The 1,095-nt window shown below is 54.2% G+C and carries 2 protein-coding genes; both read right to left on the bottom strand.

Features of this window, described 5'->3' with window-relative positions; translation table 11 throughout:
* Positions 1 to 620: phytanoyl-CoA dioxygenase family protein (locus RMO15_RS20505; protein WP_309716264.1), on the bottom strand; the 620-nt coding region annotated here is incomplete at its 3' end.
* Complete coding sequence (locus RMO15_RS33395; protein ID WP_369016145.1) at positions 587 to 685, bottom strand: hypothetical protein; 99 nt, start codon at positions 683 to 685, stop codon at positions 587 to 589. The genes RMO15_RS20505 and RMO15_RS33395, both read right to left, overlap by 34 nt.
* Positions 686 to 1,095 lie beyond the last annotated feature (410 nt).

Here is a 1,095-nt window from a genome sequence, read left to right as displayed (position 1 = left end):
GGGTCGCGGTAATGGGGCAGCGCCGTATGTTGGAGTCCTCGAGCCATGTGCATGGTTCCGTTCTCCAGGGTTGCGGCATGAACGGCAATCCACATTCCGACACCAAGCAACGGATGCTCCGTTTTGAAGTAAGCATTGTCTTGATGCCAATTCGTCCCGGCGCCATAGTGTGCCGGCTTCAGAAAGATCTGGTCGAGAATCTGCCTCGACGGCCCATCAAGAATTTGGCCGACCACCTCACGCACGGAGTCTGAAAACGGAAGGGCTCGCAAGACTTCACTATGGGGTGAAGCCGGGCAGATTTGGAGATTTTGGGCTTTGGATGAATGGGTTGTCCCGTCTCCCTCGGTCGAGATGTTTTGCAACTTGCCTTCGCGCTTCAAGCGCAGGACCTCCTCCTGGAGTGCCGCCGTCTGCACAGGAGTTAGAAAATCGGGCACAAGCGTGAACCCGTTCTCACGATATTCGGCCAATTGTTCAGAACTTAACATGGCGGTCTCTGACTCACTCTGTCCGAATTGGAGTGGAGTCGTCAAGTTATCATCGAAATCCGGGTCCAGACTCGACACCCAAGGCAATCGCCATGTCATGTCGTTATTGATTCGATCGTGGCGCTGCATGCCAGAGCCAAACTTGTGCTTCGTACATGCAGATGCTTCAAACGACAGAATCCATCAAACAACATCGAGCAATCCTCGCAACCTTCTTTCCAAGTAAGTCCGAACGGATAGGTTGAAAGGGCTACTACTCCAGAGTCCGGGGACCATCACTGACTTGTTTGAGCCAGCGGGACCTACCTGAAAAAGCTGACCTACCGGCGCGGGGCGTCCGAGCTAGCTGCAAGTCTGTATTGATACTGCGAATATCCCACGCGCCGAATGGCCTTACGGAGTTCCGGGTAGGGATCGTTTGTGACACTAAACAAGCCTGTGTCATAGTTTTCTCCGTCACCGCGCCCAGAAATCGGCTCTGGACAATAGGCAAACCAGTGAGATCCAACGATGTTCGGATTTCGCAGAGCCCCCTGCACATACGCGGCATACTTATCCGCCCTGTCCTCATCGTCCGAGGCCACCTGAAGTCCTGTCCCCAGCA

The organism is Armatimonas sp., from assembly GCF_031410135.1.
Classification (GTDB): domain Bacteria; phylum Armatimonadota; class Armatimonadia; order Armatimonadales; family Armatimonadaceae; genus Armatimonas.
This window is presented reverse-complemented; position numbering and strand designations above follow the sequence as displayed.

What these genes read in the sequence shown, in the direction of transcription:
- RMO15_RS33395 (WP_369016145.1), bottom strand. Translation starts at nt 685, where the DNA reads ATGTTGTTTGATGGATTCTGTCGTTTGAAGCATCTGCATGTACGAAGC.